We start from the raw sequence: 2,276 nt of genomic DNA, 5'->3' as shown, positions 1-2,276 counted from the left end.
CTGTGGTGGATCTGGAGACGGCTCTCGCGAAGGTCGAAATCCCTCGTGACCAGACCCGTGATCCGCTGAAGATCTACAACCCGATGCCAGTGTCCCAGCTTCAGAAGATTGCACCGGACTTTGACTGGACGGCGTTCCTAACCACAGCAGGCCTGCCGGCTGAAGGGCTGGCGGATCGCAAGGTTGATGTGCGCGAGCCAGAAGGCATTGCGGCCATGGCCCGCGTTCTGAAAGCCGCAGATTACGGCACTCTCCAGGCCTGGCTTGCCTTCCATCTGGCCGATAATGCAGCGACCTACCTGTCACACGACTTCTCGGACGCTTCATTTGATTTTAACAGCAAGACGCTCTCGGGTGTTGCACAGCAGTCCCCTCGCTGGAAGCGTGCAACCCGTGTGACGAATGGTGCCATGGGCTGGGCGATCGGTAAGATCTATGTGGCTCGGTACTTCCCGCCGTCCGCGCAGGCCCAGATCACGTCTTTGGTGCAGGAAGTGAAATCTTCCTTCCATGATCGCCTTGAGCACAACACATGGATGGACGAGCCGACCCGCAAGGCTGCTCTTAACAAGCTGGATCATTTCGCCATTCAGGTCGGTTATCCGAAGAAGTGGTGGGACTACAGCAACCTCGTCGTTCGCAAGGGCGATGTGTACGGCAATGCCGTGCGTGGTGCTGCGTTTAACTGGCAGCATGAGCTGAACAAGCTCGACAAGCCGGTGGATCGTGACGAATGGGGCATGACGCCGCAGACGGTGAACGCCTACAACGACCCGACGATGAACGAGATCGTCTTCCCGGCTGCCATTCTTCAGCCGCCGTTCTTCGATCCGAAGGGCGATATGGCTGTGAACTATGGTGCCATTGGCGGCGTGATTGGTCACGAGATGAGCCATGGCTTTGACGATCAGGGTCGTCATTACGATGAGCATGGTCGTTTAAACGACTGGTGGAGCAAGGCGTCTTCGGATGCGTTCCAGAAGCTCGCAGATCGTCTGGGTGCACAGTATGACGCACAGGAGCCTCTGCCAGGCACGCATGTGAACGGCAAGATGACGATGGGCGAGAATATCGCGGATTCTGGTGGTCTGAATCTTGGTCTGCAGGCGTATCATGACTCCCTGCATGGCAAGCCGGAAACCAAGGTCCACGGTCTGACGGGCGATCAGCGCGTCTTCCTGGGCTGGGCGCAGGTCTGGCGTGAGAAGGATCGTCCGGATGCGCTGCGTCAGCAGATGCTCTCTAACGAGCATGCTCCAGCGGTAACGCGCGTGAACATGCCAGCGCATAACATCGACGCCTGGTATGATGCATTCGGCGTGAAAGAGGGCGACAAGCTCTATCTGGCTCCGGATCAGCGCGTAAAGATCTGGTAAGGGTCGTGACAAAACGAAGCGTGAGGCCTATTTCACGGTCTCACGTTTCAACTTTTTGACTGACGGACCTGCCTCATGACGCAAATGACGATCGGCCATCTGTACACCTCGCTTCATGCCGGGTGCGCCAGTGCGGTCGCGCGTGTTCTCGAAGCGCATGAGGTGGAGGTCGAATTTGTCGATCTTGATCCTGAAGATATTGAGGACGCGCTGGAACAGGGAGAAGTCGATCTTCTGGTTTCTGCCTGGTTCCCGCGAGACGAAAAATTCTCCGGGCCTGGTTCCCGCGTTATCGGAGACCTGTACCAGCCACAGATTTCCTTTGCTGCACTGAAGGCTCTTGGTCCGGTCAATACCCTGACCTCTGCTGACGTTGATCGGGTGATCGTTGCCGATGACAGTCGCGAGGCTCTGGAAAAAGCCCTGAAGCAGCTTCCCGCGCTGTCCGCTCTTCCGATGGAAGTGGTCGGGGAAGCGGCTCTGATCGCCCGATTGGAAAAAGCACAGTCTGAAGGGGAAGCGCCGCTTGTCGTGGCCACGCAGCCTCATGCCGTGTTTCATGCGTCTTTGCTGACACTGGTTGAAGATCCGGGTCAGTTGTTGGGCGGGGAAATGTCCGCCCGCATGATCCTGCGTGAAGACGTAGCCCGCAAAGCGGACACGGACCTGCTGGACGAGCTTTCCGAAATGATGCTCGGCAACAAGGTCATGAGCGCGTTGGATTACATGATTGGGGTGGAAGGGCAGGACCCGGATGAAGCCGCCGAGGCTTGGCAGCGCGGTCGCCTAATTCCGCGGGATGCTTGAAATAAAAAAGGGCCGGAGAACATCCGGCCCTTTTTTATGGTCCTGGATCAGCGGTAAACGAGGCCGCCATCGATCAGAATGGACTGACCGGTA

The 2,276-nt window shown here is 57.5% G+C and carries 2 protein-coding genes; both read left to right on the top strand.

Features of this window, described 5'->3' with window-relative positions; genetic code table 11:
* Positions 1-1,376, top strand: a 1,376-nt coding sequence (locus tag GJA01_RS15015; protein WP_099282499.1) for a M13 family metallopeptidase, incomplete at its 5' end; no start/stop codon positions are given.
* Positions 1,377-1,451: 75 nt separating this feature from the next.
* Positions 1,452-2,183, top strand: coding sequence for a glycine betaine ABC transporter substrate-binding protein (locus GJA01_RS15010; protein WP_062502383.1), 732 nt, complete (start codon positions 1,452-1,454; stop codon positions 2,181-2,183).
* The last annotated feature ends 93 nt before the right edge of the window (positions 2,184-2,276 follow it).

This window comes from Gluconobacter japonicus (assembly GCF_002723975.1).
GTDB classification, from domain to species: Bacteria; Pseudomonadota; Alphaproteobacteria; order Acetobacterales; family Acetobacteraceae; genus Gluconobacter; species Gluconobacter japonicus.
The sequence above is the reverse complement of the archived record's forward strand: the minus strand, read 5'-3'. Positions and strand labels throughout refer to the sequence as shown.

Bases quoted from the DNA above. Each gene is read 5' to 3' on its own strand.
- GJA01_RS15010 (WP_062502383.1), top strand. From the start codon at position 1,452: ATGACGCAAATGACGATCGGCCATCTGTACACCTCGCTTCATGCCGGG.